The sequence below is a fragment of the Furfurilactobacillus curtus genome (assembly GCF_054657915.1).
This window is the reverse complement of record NZ_BAAHXU010000001.1, coordinates 463051-483265: the sequence shown is the minus strand read 5'-3', so window position 1 is coordinate 483265 and position 20215 is coordinate 463051. Positions and strand designations below refer to the sequence as shown.

General features: G+C 45.1%; 19 protein-coding genes. All 19 read left to right on the top strand.

Annotation, left to right across the window (positions count from 1 at the left end):
- Positions 1-978: an alpha-ketoacid dehydrogenase subunit beta gene (locus ACYQ0Y_RS02500; RefSeq protein WP_407882450.1), complete on the top strand. Its 978-nt coding sequence runs from the start codon at positions 1-3 to the stop codon at positions 976-978.
- A 71-nt stretch (positions 979-1049) separates the two neighbouring features.
- Complete coding sequence (locus ACYQ0Y_RS02495; protein ID WP_407882449.1) at positions 1050-2378, top strand: 2-oxo acid dehydrogenase subunit E2; 1329 nt, start codon at positions 1050-1052, stop codon at positions 2376-2378.
- Positions 2379-2385: 7 nt separating this feature from the next.
- Positions 2386-3813, top strand: coding sequence for a dihydrolipoyl dehydrogenase (gene lpdA, locus ACYQ0Y_RS02490; RefSeq protein ID WP_407882448.1), 1428 nt, complete (start codon positions 2386-2388; stop codon positions 3811-3813).
- Between the two features lie 204 nt (positions 3814-4017).
- A complete protein-coding gene (locus ACYQ0Y_RS02485; RefSeq protein ID WP_407882447.1) occupies positions 4018-4968 on the top strand; it encodes a Rossmann-fold NAD(P)-binding domain-containing protein in 951 nt (316 codons plus the stop codon).
- A complete protein-coding gene (locus tag ACYQ0Y_RS02480) occupies positions 4955-5230 on the top strand; it encodes a UPF0223 family protein (protein ID WP_407882446.1) in 276 nt (91 codons plus the stop codon). The genes ACYQ0Y_RS02485 and ACYQ0Y_RS02480 overlap by 14 nt, the downstream gene beginning before the upstream one ends.
- A gap of 41 nt (positions 5231-5271) precedes the next feature.
- Positions 5272-6048 (top strand): inositol monophosphatase family protein, encoded by a 777-nt coding sequence (locus ACYQ0Y_RS02475; protein WP_407882445.1) that lies wholly within the window; start codon positions 5272-5274, stop codon positions 6046-6048.
- Positions 6049-6149: 101 nt separating this feature from the next.
- On the top strand, positions 6150-7994 hold the full coding sequence (gene typA, locus ACYQ0Y_RS02470) for a translational GTPase TypA (RefSeq protein WP_407882444.1): 1845 nt from the start codon (positions 6150-6152) through the stop codon (positions 7992-7994).
- Between the two features lie 214 nt (positions 7995-8208).
- Entirely contained in the window at positions 8209-9384 is a 1176-nt protein-coding gene (locus ACYQ0Y_RS02465) for an FtsW/RodA/SpoVE family cell cycle protein (RefSeq protein WP_407882443.1), read from the top strand.
- Positions 9385-9405: 21 nt separating this feature from the next.
- On the top strand, positions 9406-10185 hold the full coding sequence (locus ACYQ0Y_RS02460; protein WP_407882442.1) for a YlbG family protein: 780 nt from the start codon (positions 9406-9408) through the stop codon (positions 10183-10185).
- 2 nt (positions 10186-10187) lie between these two features.
- Complete coding sequence (gene rsmD / locus ACYQ0Y_RS02455; protein WP_407882441.1) at positions 10188-10760, top strand: 16S rRNA (guanine(966)-N(2))-methyltransferase RsmD; 573 nt, start codon at positions 10188-10190, stop codon at positions 10758-10760.
- Entirely contained in the window at positions 10760-11251 is a 492-nt protein-coding gene (coaD, locus tag ACYQ0Y_RS02450) for a pantetheine-phosphate adenylyltransferase (RefSeq protein WP_407882440.1), read from the top strand. Before rsmD ends, coaD begins: the two co-directional genes overlap by 1 nt.
- Before the next feature lie 60 nt (positions 11252-11311).
- Positions 11312-12352, top strand: a complete 1041-nt coding sequence (locus tag ACYQ0Y_RS02445) for a SepM family pheromone-processing serine protease (RefSeq protein WP_407882439.1) — start codon at positions 11312-11314, stop codon at positions 12350-12352.
- Positions 12353-12488: 136 nt separating this feature from the next.
- The gene (locus tag ACYQ0Y_RS02440) at positions 12489-13241 is read left to right on the top strand and encodes a ComEA family DNA-binding protein (protein WP_407882438.1); all 753 of its coding nucleotides are present in this window, start codon (positions 12489-12491) and stop codon (positions 13239-13241) included.
- Positions 13242-13291: 50 nt separating this feature from the next.
- Positions 13292-13795 (top strand): ComE operon protein 2, encoded by a 504-nt coding sequence (locus ACYQ0Y_RS02435; RefSeq protein ID WP_407882437.1) that lies wholly within the window; start codon positions 13292-13294, stop codon positions 13793-13795.
- Positions 13792-16107: a DNA internalization-related competence protein ComEC/Rec2 gene (locus ACYQ0Y_RS02430; RefSeq protein WP_407882436.1), complete on the top strand. Its 2316-nt coding sequence runs from the start codon at positions 13792-13794 to the stop codon at positions 16105-16107. The genes ACYQ0Y_RS02435 and ACYQ0Y_RS02430 overlap by 4 nt, the downstream gene beginning before the upstream one ends.
- Before the next feature lie 36 nt (positions 16108-16143).
- Positions 16144-17169, top strand: a complete 1026-nt coding sequence (gene holA, locus ACYQ0Y_RS02425; protein ID WP_407882435.1) for a DNA polymerase III subunit delta — start codon at positions 16144-16146, stop codon at positions 17167-17169.
- 101 nt (positions 17170-17270) lie between these two features.
- Positions 17271-17525, top strand: a complete 255-nt coding sequence (gene rpsT / locus ACYQ0Y_RS02420; RefSeq protein WP_407882434.1) for a 30S ribosomal protein S20 — start codon at positions 17271-17273, stop codon at positions 17523-17525.
- Positions 17526-17713: 188 nt separating this feature from the next.
- Positions 17714-17983, top strand: coding sequence for a 30S ribosomal protein S15 (gene rpsO / locus ACYQ0Y_RS02415; protein ID WP_407882433.1), 270 nt, complete (start codon positions 17714-17716; stop codon positions 17981-17983).
- 512 nt (positions 17984-18495) lie between these two features.
- Positions 18496-20214: a ribonuclease J gene (locus ACYQ0Y_RS02410; RefSeq protein WP_407882432.1), complete on the top strand. Its 1719-nt coding sequence runs from the start codon at positions 18496-18498 to the stop codon at positions 20212-20214.
- Position 20215 lies beyond the last annotated feature (1 nt).

Sequence of the window (20215 nt, the reverse complement as noted above, 5' to 3'; positions counted from 1 at the left end):
ATGGCTACGAAAACTTATATTCAAGCGATTACTGACGGACTTGATCAGGTCTTAAGTGACGATGACAAGACGTTAATCTTCGGTGAAGATGTCGGTAAAAACGGTGGTGTTTTCCGTACCACTCAAGGGTTACAAGACAAATATGGTGAAGATCGGGTCTTCGACACACCATTAGCTGAATCAGGTATTTTAGGCTTGGCAATGGGATTAGCGGCCACTGGCTGGCGGCCATTACCTGAAATCCAATTTATGGGCTTTACATTTGAAGCAGTCGACTCGATTGCCGGACAAATGGCACGGACACGGTTCCGTTTTGGTAACACGAAGAATATGCCAATCACCATTCGGACCCCATTTGGTGGTGGGACTCACACGGCTGAAATGCATGCCGACAACTTGGAGAATTTCTTCACTGGCGTACCAGGTTTACGGGTAGTTACACCTTCTAACCCATATGATGCTAAGGGACTTGTGATCTCAGCTGTTGAAAACAATGACCCTGTCTTGTTCATGGAAAACCTGAAATTGTATCGTTCAATGAAGGCCGATGTTCCAGATGACAAGTACACGGTTCCATTGGATACAGCTAAAGTTGTGCGTGAAGGGACAGACATTACAGTTGTTGCTTATAGTTCTGAAGTTAACGAAGCGCTTAAAGTAGCAGACAAGTTGGCTGATGAAAATATTTCTGTTGAAGTCATCGACTTAGTTTCCCTATCACCAATCGACACAGCCACTATCTTCAAGTCAATCGACAAGACACACCATGTTGTCGTTGTTCAAGAAGCACAACGCATGGCTGGGGTTGGCGCCACAGTTGTTTCCGATATTGCTGAAGATGACATTCTTTCATTGGATGCGCCAATTGGCCGCGTAGCTGCGCCAGACAGTGTTTACCCATTTGCCTTAGCTGAAGACGACTGGATTCCTGATGCCGCTGAAATTGAGGCGAAGGTTCGCGAAATTTTGACTTACTAAACGCGCGGCTACGCTAAATAGCCAACGATTGTCCGGAACACTCCGGAAATTCGATGAAAGGAAGATACTCCATGTCCTACAAATTCAAAATGCCAGAACTTGGTGAAGGAATGGCAGAAGGCGAAATTGCCGCTTGGGATGTTAAAGAAGGCGACAAGATTGCTGAAGATGACACCTTAGTTGAAATTCAAAATGACAAGTCTGTCTCTGAATTACCATCACCAGTGTCTGGGACGGTTAAAAAGATTTTTATGCAAGCAGGTGAAACAGCCAAAATCGGTGATACGTTAGTTGAAATCGATGATGGTTCTGCTGATACCGGTGATGATGAGGCTGCTGCGCCAGCAGCAGAGGCCGCACCAGCAGCAGAGGCCGCACCAGCGCCGGCTCCTGAAGCCGCACCAGCGCCAGCCGATGCACCAGCGCCCGCTGCGACAGCTAGTGCTAATCCTGTGTTAAGCGATCCTAATAAGCTCGTACTTGCGATGCCATCTGTTCGCCAATACGCTCGTGATAACGGTGTCGATATTACGGTTGTGGCACCATCAGGCAAGCATGGCCAAGTGACTAAAGCTGACGTTGATGCTGCTAAGAACGGCGCTGCACCAGCAGCTGCCCCTGCACCAGCTGCCCCAGGTGCACCAACTGCTGATACTGCTGCTGCGCCAATCAAGCCATACGTTTCTGCGACACCCGAATTAGAAACACGTGAACCAATGTCCATGACGCGTAAGGCAATTGCTAAAGCAATGGTTACTTCTAAGCACACTGCGCCACACGTTACGTCATTTGACGACGTTGACGTTACTGCATTGATGGCTAACCGTAAGAAGTACAAAGCTGCTGCCGCTGATCGCGATATTCACTTAACTTTCTTGCCGTACATTGCTAAAGCTTTGGTTGCGGTCTTAAAAGATTTCCCAACGTTAAATGCATCAATTGATGACAGTACGCAAGAAATCGTTTACAAGCACTATTACAACATCGGAATTGCGACCGATACTGACCACGGCTTGTACGTACCAAACGTTAAGAACGCTGACGCTAAGGGTATGTTTGCCATTGCCAAGGAAATCACTGAAAATACTCAGAAAGCGCAAGATAACAAGTTGTCTGCTGCTGAAATGAGCGGTGGCTCCATTACAATTAGTAACGTTGGTTCAATCGGTGGCGGCTGGTTCACACCAGTTATTAACTACCCAGAAGTTGCTATCTTGGGTGTTGGTAAAATCGCAAAAGAACCAATTGTCAACGAAGATGGTGAAATCGTCGTTGGTAATATGTTGAAGCTGTCCTTGAGTTACGACCACCGTTTGATCGATGGTGCAACTGCACAACGGGCTTTGAACGAATTGAAGGCCTTGTTGCACGACCCAGACATGCTTTTGATGGAGGGATGATTGAATAATGGCTGATGTTGAACAAAAGGAAACAGTAATCATTGGTGCGGGCCCTGGTGGGTACGTTGCCGCAATTCGGGCCGCTGAACTAGGTCAACAAGTCACGGTCATTGAACAATCTGAAACCCTTGGTGGGGTGTGTTTAAACGTTGGCTGTGTGCCATCGAAAGCCTTGATTCAAGCCGGTCACCGTTTGCAAGAAGCAAAAGATGCTTCAACTTACGGGATTACGACGGCTGACGCTAAGATTGACTTCAGTAAGACGCAAACTTGGAAGCAAACTAAGGTCGTTGACCGGATGACTAGTGGTGTTGCCATGCTGCTTAAGAAACACAAGGTTGAAGTCATTCGTGGTGAAGCAACGATGGATTCTGATACACAATTGCGGGTCATTGCACCGGGTCCAAAGCAATTCATGAGCCGTGATACTGGTCGGACAATTGCCTTTAAAGACCTCATCATTGCCTCTGGTTCGCGACCAGTAGAAATTCCTAACTTTAAATTCGAAGGCCGGGTCGTTGACTCAACTGGTGGCTTGAACTTACCAGAAATTCCTAAAGAATTAGTCGTTATCGGTGGTGGTTATGTGGGAACTGAATTGGCTGGTGCTTATGCCAACTTAGGTGCTCACGTGACTATCTTAGAAGGAACCCCATCCATCTTGCCTAACTTCGAAAAAGACATGGTTTCCCTTGTCTTGAAGAATTTGAAGGCACACAAGGTCGATGTTGTGACCAGTGCGATGGCGAAGAAGTCTGAACAAGATGACACTTCTGTGACTGTTACCTATGAAGTTGACGGCAAACCGCAAACATTGAAGGCCGACTACTGCATGGTGACGGTTGGAAGAAAGCCGAACACAGACAATTTGGGACTAGAGTTTACTGACATTAAGTTAGATAAACGTGGTTTCATTGAGGTCGATGACCAAGGTCGAACGGCTTCACCGCATATCTATGCAGTCGGCGACATTGTCAACAATGGTCCAGCATTGGCCCACAAAGCTTTCTTCAATGGCAAAGTTGCCGCTGGTGCGATTGCTGGTCATCACACAGCTAACGACTATGTCAGTGTTCCTGCTGTATGTTTTGCTGATCCAGAGTTAGCTACGGTTGGTTACACGCAGGCAGAAGCTAAAGAAGCGGGCTTGGAAGTATCTACCGCGAAGTTCCCATTCGCTGGTAACGCTCGGGCCGTTTCGATGGACGAAGCAGATGGTTTTGTTCGCTTAGTGACAACCAAAGACGACAACACAATTGTTGGTGCACAAGTCGTTGGTCCAGATGCGAGTGACTTAGTTGCTGAACTTAGCTTGGCGGTCAACTCACACATGAACGCCGAGGATGTTGCCTTGACGATTCACCCACATCCAACGTTGAGTGAACCAATTCAAGAAGCTGCAGACATTGCGATCGGTTTCCCAACCCATATCTAACATTAAGTGCATGTGTTTGCAAAAGAGTGACTGGCTTAGCCGGGCGCTCTTTTTTCTTGCACTTCATTCCAGCTTCGGTACAATTAACCATAAATAGAAACTAATAAACTGAAACGAATTGATCTTGATTAGTTAGTGTAACCATTTTCCTAATAGCGGTATTGTGAGCTGCGATGGATTCGGTTTAGAAGAAGGGGGCTTTGAATGAAACCAAGTGTGGTTCTATATGGAACAGGGCAGTTTAACCAAACATTTTTAACGAGTGCGTTAACACTTGACTTGCCAATGACAGTAAGTGTCTTATCCTCGACCCAAGAGCCTGAACAAGTCTATGAAGATGTACAAACAGCTGCAAGCGGTTGTGCGAACGCACAGGTGCATCTTGGTATAATGACGGATTTTGTAACCGCTGACGCCTTAATTATTGGAGACTTGGTTGATTTACCACGCTCAGCTAGTGCCGAAGAACGTTTAACGGCGACACTGCCACGGTTACGAGAACTTATCCAGGCAGCCATGGCAGAAGGATTTAAGGGGAAGATCATTGTTGCTAGTCCAGATGATGGTGTGTTGACCTATTTTGCCCAGAAGTTCTCTGGGGTCGGTGCCAATCAATGCTTGGGAGTGGGTACATTGGCGCATAGTTGCGTCTTGGCCAACACGTTAGCGCGGACATTCAATGTACCAACGGATAGCGTCCATGCCTATGTTGTGGGCGTGGGTCAAGAACATGTGGTGGCTTGGAGTCGGTCGACGATTGGACCAGTTCCCATTCTTTCACTGATGGCTAACGATGCTGTAGAATTCAATGCAAACCAACTAGGCGAGATTGAGCAGCGACTGAACCAAGCCATTATTTCGGCGAATGATGGTTTGCGGTCCCAAGCTGTGCTTCGAATCCTACGAGCGTTATTCTTTGATCGACCAATGGTGGGTTCGGTGACCAATCTATTAACGACCGTTGTTGATCGTATCGTACCGTTAAGTACGCCGATTCGGTTGACGGCCATGGGTGCATCTAAAATTGTGGATGTTTCGTATACTGAAATTGAACAACGCCAATTAGATGAAATCACCACGACAATTTCGGCGCAGATAACAACCATCGAAAATGGGGATTTCGAACCAGAAACGGATGAAAATGATGAACATTGAGTTACCTTTAGATGACACTTGGACCAGTCAAGAAATTATTGATGTGACGATGTTTTATGATTTAATCTTGACCGCAAATGAGCAAGGCGTCGATCGACAACGGTTGCTGAGCGCTTATCAAGTCTTTCAAATGATTGTCCCGACAAAAGGGCAACAGAAGCAATTGGACCGACAACTTCAGCGCCAGACTGGGGTCAGTCTGTATCGTACGATGCAAGCGGCCATGGCGAGTCAACGAAAACATTTCAAGTTTTCTGACTAAACGAAAGCTAGATAAATGAAGGTACTATAGGAAGGATCAAAATGGATCAGTCAACATTTCAACAGTGGGACGCACAGGTCACTCAATGGATTGACGAAGCCCGTGAGAATATTTTGGCCCACTTCGATGAACCATTATCGATAGAAGAAAAGTCGGGGCGCCGCGATCTTGTAACGCAGGTTGACAAAGAAAATGAGCAACGGTTGGTGGCCCATATTCGACAAGCCGACCCTGACGCCCAGATTCTTGGGGAAGAAGGTCTTGGGGATCATGTCACCGAGACCGATGGCCGGTTATGGATCTTGGACCCGTTGGATGGCACCATGAATTTCATTAAACAGCGGGATGATTTTGCCATTATGATGTCACTATATATCGATGGTATCGGCCAAGCAGCTTGGCTGTACGACGTAATGGGTGACCGCCTTTTTCACGGGGCGAAAGGTATCGGCGTCTGGTTGAATGATCGATTGATGGCGCCACCGGCGAATTTGCCACTCAGTGAAGGGCTAGCGAGTTTATCTGGACCACTTGTTCGCCATGATGTGGATCATATGCAAGCTATTGGCGCGGCCAGTTTAGGTATGCGAATTATTGGTAGTGCCGGGATTGCGTTTACCAAAGTGCTGCGAGGACAGCAGGTGTGTTACATTTCCTATCTACGTCCATGGGATTTCGCAACGGGGAAAATCTTGGCCGAAGAGTTGGGGCTGGTCGTGACGACAGTTGACGGTCAAACGCCGTCTGTGCTATCATATAGCGTTGTAGTAGTAGCTACGAAGCAAGCGCAACAGGACATTATTGCGATGCAGGCATAAGTGTCGGACTGTGACATGAATGGTCACAGTTTTTTTACGCCTAATAATGCCGCCAAAGTTACCACATGAATATTGATTTTGAAACGAAGGGAAGTTACACTTTGAAAACTAGAGATGATATCCGTAATATCGCCATCATTGCCCACGTCGACCATGGTAAGACAACGTTGGTTAATGAAATGCTAAAGCAATCTGACACACTTGATGGCCACACTGAGATTGCTGATCGGGCGATGGATACAAACGCAATTGAACAGGAACGTGGGATTACGATCCTGTCAAAGAACACCGCTGTTAAATATGGCGACAAGCAGATCAACATTTTGGATACCCCAGGGCACGCGGACTTCGGTGGTGAAGTTGAGCGGGTTATGAAAATGGTTGATGGCGTCTTACTGGTTGTTGATGCCTATGAAGGGACGATGCCACAAACTCGATTTGTGCTTAAAAAGGCCTTAGAACAACACTTGACGCCAATCGTAGTCATTAACAAGGTTGACCGTGAGGGTGCTCGTCCTGAAGAAGTTGTTGATGAAGTGCTCGATTTGTTCATTGAATTAGGGGCAGATGAAGATCAACTTGAATTCCCAGTTGTCTATGCGTCAGCGATGAATGGAACTTCATCTTATGATTCTGATTTAAGCACCCAAGATCATACCATGAAGCCGATTTTTGATACTATTTTAAAGACGATTCCAGCACCAATTGATAACGAAGATGAACCATTACAATTCCAAGTGGCCTTACTTGATTACAATGATTTCGTAGGCCGGATTGGGATCGGCCGGATTTTCCGTGGCAAGATCAAGGTCGGCGACAGCGTTACAGTTATGAAATTGGACGGTACGGCGCAGAATTTCCGGGTGACGAAGCTTTATGGGTTCTTAGGCTTGCAACGAGTTGAAGTCAATGAAGCTAAAGCTGGTGACTTAATCGCCGTTTCCGGGATGGAAGAAATCAATGTTGGTGAAACAGTGACACCGCAAGATCATCAAGAAGCATTGCCAGTTTTACGGATTGATGAACCAACTTTGCAGATGTTATTCCGGACTAATGATTCACCGTTAGCTGGTCAAGAAGGTAAGTTTGTGACTACGCGTCAATTAGAGACTCGGCTGAAGCAAGAATTGCATACTGATGTGTCTTTGCGGGTTGAAGACACTGATGAACCAGATGCATGGATGGTTTCTGGGCGTGGTGAACTTCATTTATCTATCTTGATTGAAACGTTACGGCGTGAAGGTTATGAATTGCAGGCTTCTCGTCCAGAAGTTATTTATCGTGAAATCGATGGGACGATGGAAGAACCATTTGAAGCGGTGCAAATTGACACACCAGAAGAATATGCTGGTTCCATCATTGATACCTTGTCACAACGCAAGGGCGAAATGAAGAACATGGAGAATACAGGTAACGGGCAAACTCGGTTAGAATTTTTGGCACCATCACGTGGGCTAATCGGATACTCAACTGAATTCTTATCGATGACTCGTGGCTACGGAATTATGAACCACACGTTTGAAAAGTACATGCCGGTCATCAAGAACTGGAACCCAGGTCGTCGTAATGGGACTTTGGTATCAATTACCCAAGGTAAGGCGACGACTTACGCAATGATGGGTGTTGAAGATCGTGGACAATTGTTCATTGATCCAGGTACAACCGTCTATGAAGGGATGATCGTCGGCCAAAATAGTCGTGAAAATGACATTTCGGTCAATGTTACTAAGGGGAAGAACATGACTAACGTGCGTTCTTCTAACAAAGACATGACGGCCACTATCAAGACGCCAACCCATCTGACACTTGAAGAATCCTTGGAATTCTTAAACGAAGATGAATATTGTGAGATTACACCTGAGCACGTTCGTTTACGTAAGCAGATTTTAGAAACCAGCGCCCGTGAAAAGGCAGCTAAACGTCGTAAGGCAGCCGCTCGTGACTAATCAAATTCATTAACATTTTATAAAACAGCTCCACCTTGGTGAATCACAGACAAGGTGGAGCTGTTTTATAATGCAAAATGCCGTTTAATAGGAGACAAGCGACAGTTACTAATGATAAGGTAAACGTAAAAAAATGTGAGTGTTGAAGCGAATTCAAGGAACGGGTTAACGTTATGCTATAATGTGGGAAGAATTTTTTGTGAGGGATTGGCACGTGAAAAAGTTAAAGCTCGTTGATTATTATATCTTGATTCCTTATCTGGTACTCAGCTTTTTTGGCATCGTTATGGTGTACTCTTCTAGTGCAAATGTGGCCTTGAGCACCGGAACAACCGCCGGGGCTTATTTAATTAAACAAACTGCCTATGTCATTGTTGGTTTGGTGCTGGCATTTGGCTTTTATTATCTAAAGTTATCAGTGCTTCGCTCGGGCCGGATTGTAGAATATATGACTTTTGGCATTTTCTTTCTGGTGGTTACTGTTTTAATTGTTGGGTCTCGAGTGAATGGTGCCAAGGGTTGGATTAACCTGGGACCGATCAATATTCAACCAGAAGAATTTTTGAAATTGTTTATCGTGCTATTTTTGGCTCATTACATGGATTCACATCAGCAAGCGCTATCCGAGCGGTTTTGGACGACGATGTGGCAACCATTGCTAATGTTATTGGTCTTAATGTTATTGATTTTCATTCAGCCGGATACCGGCGGTTTCGTGATTGATGGCTTTATTGTTTTAATCATGATTCTAGCTAGTGGTAATCGCCGTGGTTTACCAATGACAATCGTTGGAGGGTTGTTTTTACTGTATGTGGGCATGCTGGTTACTTTATCGCACATCGATGTCACCCATTCTTTTTTAGCACACTCATATCAGTTGCAACGGTTTGTGGCATTTGCCGATCCGTTTGGAACAGTGAAGACTGTGGGACGGCAGTTGGTTAATTCTTATTACGCAATTAGCAACGGCGGATTATTCGGCGTTGGCTTGGGCAACAGTATTCAAAAAATGGGCTACTTGCCGGAACCAAATACAGATTTTATTCTTGCGGTTACCAGTGAGGAATTAGGCGTTGTGACGGTACTTGGTGTCCTATTTTTTCTAGGAATGCTAGCATTTCGAGCAGTTCGACTGGGTAATCGTGCCACTACAATGTATGAAAGCTTAGTGTGTTACGGTATTGCCGCCTTATTAACTGTTCAGTCGCTCTTTAACGTGGGTGGAGTTATTGGTGCACTGCCAATTACCGGAGTGACCTTACCATTCGTTAGCTATGGTGGTTCATCGATGCTGGTTTTGGCCAGTTGTATGGGTATTTTAATGAATATTTCAGCACGAGAGAAACGTGAGCGACAAGCGGTGTTAAACGTTAAATTAGCCGCCAATTAATTACAGAAGGAGGGATTAGCGATGAGTGAAACAGATTCACATACAAATAAGGGTCAATCGAGTAATCGCGGGACGCATGGTTCTTCCATGGGCGACAACAACAGCGACCAAGAGCGGCCTAAACGTCGGCCTCGACGCCGACGCCGACGTCCCCAAGGTCAACAGACAGCTGCGGCCACTGATTCGAAGCAAGCAACCGGTAATTCGACCACAAAGAAAGCACAAACAACTGATCGTGCAAAAAAACCTCGGCGACGGCGATCGAATCGTCGAAAACCGACTGAAGACAGCAACAAGTCAAAGCAGGTCGCAGCAAAAAGCCAGACAGCTTTGTCGATCAAAAAGGGCACTGAGACAGTTACACCTAGTCAGCAGACAACGCCGAATGTATCTTCTTCACACGCCGATATCAACGCAGGCGCAAAGATCGCAAGTCAAATCCGTGACGATTTAGCCTTAGCCTTTGTTGGTCATGATCCGCAGCCATTACAACCAGTGGCGCGGCAAGCGGTATTTGTGTTTATTAGAAATTTGCGTCAAGTTCGGCAACTGAAAAGGTTTGGCGATATCGACTACGTTTCTAAGAAGATGCACTATGTTGTGATTTACATGGATCAAGCGCGAATTGAAAGTCAGCGGCAAGCATTAAATAAATTAAACTTTGTTAAGCGAGTGGTCGTCAGTGAACGACCGACTGTGGATCCATTTGTAGGTCAGGGTGTGAATGCCAATTTTGTCACCCACACAAAAGGCGACGGTGGCGCAGATGCACTGTCTGTGACTGATAGCGGGGAGGCTTAGCAATGCGCGTGGTTGCTGGAGAATTTGGCGGTCGGCCCCTAAATGCCGTTCCGGGCACTTTGACTCGACCGACAACTGACAAAGTTAAAGAAGCAATGTTTAGCATGATCGGACCGTATTTTAATGGCGGACGAGGATTAGATCTGTTTGCTGGCTCGGGCGGATTAGGGATCGAAGCGGTATCACGAGGAATGAGTGAGGTAGTGCTTGTTGATCACCAATACCAAGCGATTAAGACGATCAGAGCAAATGTGGCCGTGACAAAAGCACCAGACCGTTTTCAAATTATTAAAGCGGATGCAGAGGCAATCTTGCCCAAGCTGGCCGCCATGCAGGCACCCTTTGATTTGGTCTTGCTAGATCCACCTTATGCGAAACAAAAGATTGTAGCTGAATTAAGCCGAATGGCGCAACTAGATTTATTGACTGATGGTGCTATCGTGGTTGCTGAAACGGACCAACAGGCTGATCTGCCTGATCAATTTGGTGGATTTACTCAAACTCACCACAAAGATTACGGAATTACCGACGTTATGGTTTACCGATATGTTAAAGCCACGGGGGAAGAAGCATAATGACTGAACGAATTGCAGTTTTTCCGGGAAGTTTCGATCCATTAACGAATGGTCATTTAGATATTATTCAGCGTGCCAGTCAGATGTTTGATCGTTTGATCGTAGCGGTGGCGACGAATACGGGCAAGAAACCGTTATTTTCACAGGCAGAAAGGGAAACCATGATTACAGAGACTGTAACGGATTTAAGCAACGTCTCGGTCATGGCGATTTCTGGATTAACGATCGACTTTTTGCATGAGCACAACGCGCATTTTATCGTTCGTGGATTACGTAATGAACAAGATTTTAATTTTGAACGCGACATTGCTAATATGAATCATATGATGGCGACTGATATTGAATCGGTGTTTTTATTGGCCAAACCAGAAAATGCGCAAATTTCTTCAAGCATTTTGAAGGAAATTGTTCATTTTAATGGTGATGTCTCAGGTTTCGTTCCCGCGGTGGTCTGGAAACAGCTGCAGATTAAGCTTGGTTCGGAGCAATAACGAATTCATTGATGAAAGACAGCCATGGCGGTGGAAATCGCCAGACGATGAGGAATAAGAATGAAGAAGAGACGTTGGGGTTGGTGGCTAGGCGGATTAGCCGGGCTAATCATTTTGCTTCTGCTACGTTTTGCGCCATTAAATAGCTATATTGAAACGCCGGGGACAGCGGACAATCTACGTAATTTTGTTACGATGCCAACGCGACCTGATCATCAAAAGGGTGATTTTATGATCACCTCGGTTTATTTGCAGCGGGCGACGCCATTGAGTTGGGTGTGGGCTCACTTTGACCCTCATGCAAGCATTGATTCGGCCGCTGATGTGACTGGTGGACAGAGTGGCACAACGTATAATAAGGTTCAGCAATTTTATATGCAGAGTGCCATTAACGAAGCGATTGCGACTGCTTATCAAACAGCCCATTCACAATATACGAAGAAGTATTTGGGCATCTATGTTTTAAATGTCACCAAAAATTCTCACTTTAACGGAGAAATTAAAGTCGGCGATACAATTACCAAAATTGATGGTGTTCACTATAATTCGGCAGCTGGGTATCAAAAGGCCTTAGCAAAACGGAAGCTTACTGACCGAGTTAACGTGACCTATGAACATAATGGCAAAACAAAAACGGCTAAGGGGGCACTCATTCGTCTGCCAGATGGACGTTCAGGCATTGGGATTACTTTAACGGACAACGTTAAAGTTACGACCAAAATCCCGGTTATGGTTAACCCAGGTGAAATTGGGGGCCCGTCTGGCGGATTGATGTTCAGCCTTCAGATTTATCAGCAGCTGACTAATGAGAATTTACGTCATGGTCAAAAGATTGCTGGAACAGGAACGATTGGTCCGGACGGTTCGGTCGGCGAGATTGGTGGAATCGATAAGAAAATCGTTGCAGCGAATAAAGCTGGTGCAAAGATTTTCTTCGCCCCGTACGTCAAACCAACTAAGGAACTCTTAAAATATGAACCGGATCATATGACGAATTATCAATTAGCTAAGAAAACGGCTAAAAAGTATGCACCAAAGATGAAAGTGGTTCCGGTTAGTTCCTTTAAACAGGCCGTTAGGTATTTGCAAACTCACCATTAATCGTTCAAGAAGTTGCCTGATTTATGAAGGCGGCTTCTTTTTTTGTCAGTTGATCAACAAAAAATGAAACAATGAGAATTTTTGACCGTCGTTTACGTATGTATAACTATCAACATTAGGAAGGTGAGATGAAGCAATGGATTGGATCGGAGCAGTACGCGAAGCGCGGCAGGAACACCGTAAGTGGCTACTGAGCGGTCTGTCGGTGTTGTTAATTGCCAGTATTATCGGGACTTTGGTCGTCACCAGAATGATGTCCAATAGTGGACATCGTGAAAGTGGCAGTCTATCAATGTCTAGGACAGCTGCAACGTCCTCGGTGCTGGAAACAGCCACCTCGTCGCCAATGACGACAGGCGGCTCATCAAAGGTCAGTACTAATGCATCGAAGTTGATGACAGTTGAAGTTAAAGGTGCAGTTAATCATCCCGGCGTCTATCAACTTTCGCGCAAACTACATGTTGTCAATGCGATTAATCGAGCCGGAGGTCTACGAAATGACGCGGAGAGTCGTGAATTAAATCAAGCCTTACAACTTCGCGATCAAATGGTTATTTATGTGCCAGGGAAAGGTGAACAGGTACCAGCTGAACTGAAGTTGCCTGCTATTGGCCAGACTAATGCAGATCATGTTGCTGATAGCGATGTCGAGTCAGGCCAAGAGCGCAGTGAACAAGCAAGTGAAGGCAGTGGGGGCACCATTCCGCTTAATAATGCGACCAAACAACAGCTCACCAGCCTCACTGGTGTCGGCGATAAAAAAGCTCAAAAAATTATTGATTATCGAACGGCGCATGGTGGTTTTAAAACATTAGATGAATTAAAGCAGGTTCCGGGTTTTGGTGATAAGACTTTGCAGAATCTAAAACCACATTTACGCTTGTCGTAGTTCAAGGGATAGATTAGGCTAAATATCATAACTTAGTGGAGGTAAATCAGATGACAACCAAACGAGTTCCGTGGGATCAATATTTCATGATGCAGGCGGTATTATTAGCTAGTCGCAGTACTTGTCAACGATTGTCCGTTGGCGCTGTATTGGTTCGTGACAAGCGTGTGATTGCTGGTGGGTACAACGGATCAGTATCTGGTGACGATCATTGTACCGATGTCGGTGATTATCTAGTGGATGGACACTGTTTACGGACGATTCATGCGGAAATGAATGCCATTTTACAGTGTGCAAAGTTTGGAATTGCAACGGCAGGTGCCGAAATTTATGTCACTGATTTTCCTTGTTTACAGTGTACCAAGATGCTATTACAAGCCGGGGTGACCGCGATTCATTTTTTGCGTAATTATCATAACGATCCCTATGCGATGCATCTAGTTGAACTTAAACATGTCACGGTCAGCCAAATTGAAATTCCGGCGGATCAGCTGGCTGAGTTTCATTTGTCCGACTTCTTAAGTTCGGCGGCCACCCCCGATGAACAGCAGTGACCAAGACCTTGCCGCTTGTTTTCGTAGCGCTAATGATTGCCTTAATGAGTGGTGTGATTTTGGCACAGAGTTGGTGGTGCGGATTAGGTCTCTGTCTATTAATTATTCGTTGTGGCTTTTTAGGACAAGCTGGTTGGCGTTTAGGTCAATGTTTAATCATTCTTTCATTAAGCGGGCTGTGGTTTAGCTGGGTTCATGAGCAACGTCAGCAGCGCCATTGGCCTACTGAGCACTCACGGACGATTTCACTAATTGTTCAGCCGGATCAAGTCCGCCTGGATGGTGATGGATTAACGTTGGTCGGTCGAGCATCAGATGGGCAGACCATTCGTGCTTTCTGTAAGATTGAAACCTCAACTCAGGCACAATCTTTAAAACGCTTACCACTGCCGATGCTGTGGCGAATTGACGGGGTGAATCTAGTCTCGGAAGGTCCGCGCAATCGTAATCAATTTGATCAACGTCCGCTGTTGGCAGCGCGGGGCATTGATAATCAATTTCGCGGCCAGTATTGGCAGGCCACCACAATTCAACTAGCTTGGTGGGAAAGAGTGATCAGCTGGCCTCACGAGATTCGTCAGCGATTTCGACTGGCGCTAAAACAACTGCCACCAACATTACGCGAATATGCCAGTGATCTCTTGATTGGCGAAACTTCGACCAACTTTTATGAACATCAACCGGGGATTAAGCAGTTAGGATTAGTGCACTTATTTAGTATCTCGGGCATGCATGTCGTGTACTTGTTAGGCTTAGTTCGACTAATCCTCACCCTGGGTGGTTTGACGCGTGAAAAAAGTCAGCTTTTATTGGCCATCAGTTTGCCAGTCTATGGGATTATTGCCGGTGGCTCTAGCACATTAGTTCGAGCAATTCTGATTGGCGAGCTGACGTTATTATTGCCATTCATTCAACGTTTGTTTCCCAGTGCAAACTTAACTCGTTTAGATGCTTGGTCACTTTCGTTAATTGGTGGTTTAGTCATTCAGCCGTTTGTGCTCCAAACACTTGGTGGCCAGCTTAGTTATTTGATGGCTTTTACGTTGCTGTATGTCCAACATGCTCATCCAGTTCGACAGACCATTTTGCTTAATTTGACGTGTTTACCTTTATTATTGCATCAACTGTTTCAAATTCATTTATTAAGTACGCCGGTTAACTTACTTCTAGTTCCCATTTTTGGATGGACGATTTTTCCGATGGTGATTTTGGGAACAATTTTAAGCCCGCTTGTGCCTTGGTTTGGACAGGGCTGTGACTGGTTGCTAACTATTTTTAGCCAGGCGGTTAATTACCTAGGCGAGTTGCCGGGGATGATCGTTTTTGGCCGATTGCCGACTGGCTGGCTCTGGGCTTGTCTACTTGTTAGTTTATTATTAGTGGATGCACAAACTAAATTACGTCGTGAGCGTTTAGTTATCGGATTGGTTGTCTTGTACTCAGCCGCATTCCTAATGTTGCATTGTCCTTTTGACGGAGAGGTGTCTTTTTTAGACGTTGGTCAAGGAGATAGCATTTTGTTGCGTTCGCCTTTTAATCGACACATTTCATTAATCGATACTGGTGGTCGGGTCGGTTTTTTGAAACCAACATGGGCCAGGCGCGAGACAACAACGACCAATGTTGAACAAATCACCGTCAATTATTTACATAGTCGTGGTGTTTCAAGGATTGATGAGGTGAATTGTAGTCACCAAGACGCTGATCATATTGGCGATGTCGGACGTTTACTTCAATTGATGCCAGTCCGACGATTAACGATTCCAGCCGGAATGACCACTTCGAGGGGATTTCAGCGTAAAGTCGCGCCGTACTTAAAACAGACTCAAGTGGTTGAGTTGACGACGCAATCACAGCTCACAGCATTTCCATTTACAATTTATCATCCGTTTGTTCCTGGACCTGGAGGCAATGAAGATTCTGTTGTGCTTGGGGCTACGCGAAATCATCAACGTTTTTTATTCATGGGCGATCTGGATCGTCACGGTGAGTTGAGCATTTTGCACCAATTTCCCGACATTCAGACAGATGTGTTAAAGTTAGGACACCACGGTAGCGATACTGCCAGTGATCCCAAATTTATTCATCGATTGCGGCCAAAACTGGCGATTATTTCTGCAGGATTGAATAATCGTTATGGTCATCCCAAAGCGAGCACTTTGGCTACCTTGCGTGATGAAAGAATTGCTAGTGTAAATACGGCCGACGTCGGTGAGATTAGTTATGATTATCAATTTTGGGGTGCAAGTCAGTGGCATACGATGTTGCCGTTGCGTGAGCCGAGCGCAGGGTCCCCTAAACAAACGACATAATATTTTTGACTTAATTTTTTTATTGAGGAGATAGGTATGAATGTGAAGGAGCTGCTCCAACAACTTAGTGCTGGTCAAATTGCACCGCTTTATTTGATCACCGGTACCGAGGCCTATTTATTAAATCAAATTCAAAACGCATTTTTAAGGTTGATTCCTGACGAGCAGGTTCAAATGAATGTCGGTCGTTACGATATGGACCAAACACCAGTTGCTGTCGCCTTAGACGATGCGATGTCATTACCTTTTTTTGGCGAGCATCGACTGGTAATGATTAATAAACCATTGTTTTTGACGGGTGATACACATAAGGCTAAAGTCGATCACGATTTGGATGCGTTACTCAATTATATTCATCATCCTGAACCAACCACTATTTTTGTCGTATTGGCCCCTTACGAAAAACTGGATGGCCGCAAAAAGCTTGTTAAACAACTAAAGAAGCAAGCGGTTAATGTTTCTGTTGCACCATTGTCTGAAGCACAAGGGCGTCAATTAGTGACTGAGGCGGCCAATCGTGAAGGGTTTACGTTTGCTGACCAAGCATTGGATCTACTGGTGCAACGAACGAATGCAGATTTATCTTTGATGATGGCTAACCTGACAAAATTAGAATTATACGGGGTTGCTGACCATGAAATTACCACTGATGCGGTGCTAGGGCTGGTGCCACAATCATTAGCAGATAACGTTTTTGAGTTAGTGACAGCAGTGCTGAATCGTCAAGTCGGTCAGGCGGTGAGTCAATATCACGAACTGCTGTTGAACGGTGAAGAACCATTACGAATAAATGCTGTCTTAGTCAGTCAATTTCGTTTATTACTTCAAGCAAAAGTTCTCAGCGGTCGTGGTTTAAGCCAAGGGGCGATTTCATCGACTTTAAAGGTCCATCCATATCGAGTTAAATTAGCTTTACAAAGCAATCGTCGTTTTTCTCAACGGGATTTGAGCCGGGCTTTTCTAGGATTGATCAATGTGGAGACACAATTGAAACAGACAAGTCAAGATCCAGAGCTCTTATTTAACCTCTTCATGTTAGCATTTACGAACCAGGCTGCCTAAGTGCTGATTTATTTCCTTATTGCATTGGTAGTATCGGTCTTGTATAATGGTGTCTGTTGAAATTTGTTTGATTTGAATCAAACGCTATGGAGGTGAACTTAATGCCAGTTACTAAATCAGCCATTGCACGTGTCAAGACGAACGAAATCGCAAACGCACGTCGCGCTGCTCAATTGAGCGAAGAACGGACTGCAATTCGGCGCTTCGAAAAAGCCGTTACTGCAGGCGCCGACAACGTAGAAGACTTGTACCGTGCTGCTAGCGCAGCAATTGACCGCGCCTTCTCAAAGGGTTTGATCAAAAAGAATAAGGCTTCTCGTGACAAGTCACGTTTATCCGCTCGTTTAGCTAAGTAAATTTTAAGGCCATCGCCAATTTGGAGATGGTTTTTTCTTTTGTTGATGACTTGCAGCAGAAAGCTTGCGTTTTAGCGGTCGGACCAGTAAAATAGTTGAAGTGCTTAGCACGACCCTCACTTGGTATTTCGCCACCACTTGGCGAGTACTCGGTCTGCGGTGACAAATAGGAAAGGTGGATTTTATCCATGGCAATTACACAAGCAGAAAAGAACCAAATTATTTCAGAATACGCACGTCACGATGGCGACACGGGTTCTGCTGAGGTTCAAATCGCAGTTTTAACGGCGGACATCAACCAATTGAATGCGCACTTACAAGTGCACATCCACGACTACCATTCACAACGTGGTTTGTTGAAAAAAATTGGTCACCGTCGTAACTTACTGCGCTACCTGCGTAACACGGATGTTGAACGTTATCGGACGTTAATCCAAAAATTGGGCCTACGTCGGTAATCAGTTCGTTACCGAAGTGTGTGAGAAGTGCCATCCAGAATTTCTGGGTGGTGCTTTTTTTGCACTTGTTGCCATTTATTGCTTAATGAGAAAGAGTATTGGCGAATCGAATGAGCTTGATTTGGACAGCTGCCTGCATGTCACTGAGTTTTGAAACTGAAATTCAAATAGACACATGACTTAAGCAGCAAAATGACCGTGAAGTTCATACCAGTCGGCGGCAAGCGATCCAGTAAGATACTAAGTGTCTAAAGGCAAAGGCTGACGCCATCGTTTTGAGTGACCCGCATTGGTTTTTGAACGTGTTTATGCTAAGCTGACTGTAGAAAATTTCCCGAACAAAGAAGTACGATCATTTTTGTGGAGTTGCTGCTCCTTTAATAACGTTAACCAGTTTGCGACGTTAAGCTGCCCGCGTACTGAGCTATTATGCCCACTATTGACGGACCGATAAGAAAAATTGACTGACCTGTTCGTCTATTTATTAATTTAATTATTTTGAGGTGACTAATTTGAGTGATCAGATTCGGATAATTCCGTTTGGCGGGGTTCGCGAAAACGGAAAAAACATGTATGCCCTTGAGGTTAATGAGGACATTTTTATTTTAGATTGTGGGCTAAAGTACCCGGAAAATGAATTGTTGGGGATTGATGTTGTGATTCCTGACTGGAACTATTTGCGAGAACACGCTGATCAAATTGTTGGGGTGTTCTTAACGCATGGTCATGCAGACGCAATTGGGGCGTTGCCATATTTTGTCAGTGAATTTGATGTGCCAGTATTTGGTTCGAAGCTGACGATTGAATTGGCTAAGATTAATGTTGAAGGAGATCCTAAGGCAAAAAAATTCAACGATTTTCATGTTGTGGATGCTGATACTGAAATCGATTTTGGCGTTGAAACGGTTTCTTTCTTCAAGACGACACATACAATTCCTGAGTCTTTGGGTATTGCTGTGAAAACGCCACTTGGACAAGTCGTTTACACAGGGGATTTCAAGTTCGATCAAACGGCTGCGCCTTTTTATCAGACTGATTTAGCACGCTTAGGTGAAATCGGTAAGGCGGGCGTAGTCGCGTTAGTGAGCGATTCTGCTGGAGCTGAGCAGTATGGTTCACCAGCAACCGAGAAGCAAATTGGCGACTTTGTTCAAGATCAGTTTGCAGGGCATGAAGGCCGTATTATTGTTGCCAGCGTCGCATCCAATATTCTGCGAATTCAACAAATTTTCAATGCCGCTGCTGCTACAGCTCGCCGAGTCGTTTTAATGGGACATGATCTTGAAAAAATTGTGCGAACAGCGATGCGCTTGAACAAACTTGAGCTACCAGTTGAAGATTTACTCGTGACACCTAAGGAAATGAAGCAGCTGTCTCCAGAAGAGACGGTGATCTTAGCCACTGGGCGAATGGGTGAACCTATCAAAGCATTGCAACGGATGGCGACCGGAGAAGACCGCTATATAAGAATTAGCGAGGGCGACTTGGTCCTCATCACTACGACACCGTCACATGCTATGGAAACCAATGTGGCTAAAACGCGAGACTTGATTTTTCGAACAGGCGCCCATGTTGAGGCTATCGCAGATAGTTTGCGATCGTCAGGTCATGGGGCTCCTAGTGATTTGCAATTAATGCTGAACTTCATGCATCCAGACTACTTTATTCCAATTCAAGGGGAATACCGGGTCTTGAATCGACATGCTCAGTTAGCGAAAGAAACAGGGATTCCAGCAGATCACATCTTTATTACCCAGCGGGGTGACTCATTAATTTACGATGGGGATGTGCCAATGCACCTTGCTGAAAGCATCGAAGTTGGTAACACGATGATTGATGGTATTGGCGTGGGGGATATCGGAAACATCGTGTTGCGAGATCGGAAAATTTTGTCAGAAGATGGTATTTTTATTGCAGTGGTTACCATTGATCGCAAAAAAAAGAAGATTATTGCGCAGCCTAAAATCACATCACGTGGTTTTGTCTATGTAAAGGCGAGTCGAGATCTAATGCATGAAGCTAGTGAGCTCGTGACAAAGGCAGTACAGAATAATCTGGATAATAAAGAATTTGATTGGGGACATTTGAAACAAGATGTTCGTGAGCAATTGGGCCGTTATTTGTTTGACCAAACAAAACGACACCCAGTTATCTTGCCAGTGATCATGGAAGTTAATCAACATGCGCACCGGCCACGAGGCAAGCGTTCAGATAAGCAAGCGACTGAATAGG